Annotated in this window: 1 protein-coding gene; it reads right to left on the reverse strand. The window is 72.3% G+C overall.

Annotated elements, in window-relative coordinates:
* Positions 1–22 precede the first annotated feature (22 nt).
* Positions 23–249: hypothetical protein (locus tag SB717_RS38280; protein WP_410908422.1), on the reverse strand; the 227-nt coding region annotated here is incomplete at its 5' end.

The raw sequence follows: 249 nt of genomic DNA on the forward strand, positions 1-249 counted from the left end.
CGGGCGGCGGGCCACGGCCGGGTCAGCCGATCGCGAGCACGACCTTGGTGCCCGGCGCAGCCTCCTCGGCCGCGCGGTGCGCCTCCCACACTTCAGCCAGCGGGTGGATCACCGGCTCCGAGACGAGGAGGGAACCGTCGGCAGCCTGCGCGAGCAAAGAGGCGAGCGTGCGCCGGTAATCGTTCCGTTGGGTCGCGACATACAGAGGAGTGCTGCAGACGCGCTCGCGCCGGTGGCCTGCTGCGATCG

Origin of the sequence: Priestia sp. SIMBA_032 (assembly GCF_046535215.1) — a bacterium.
GTDB classification, from domain to species: domain Bacteria; phylum Bacillota; class Bacilli; order Bacillales; family Bacillaceae_H; genus Priestia; species Priestia aryabhattai.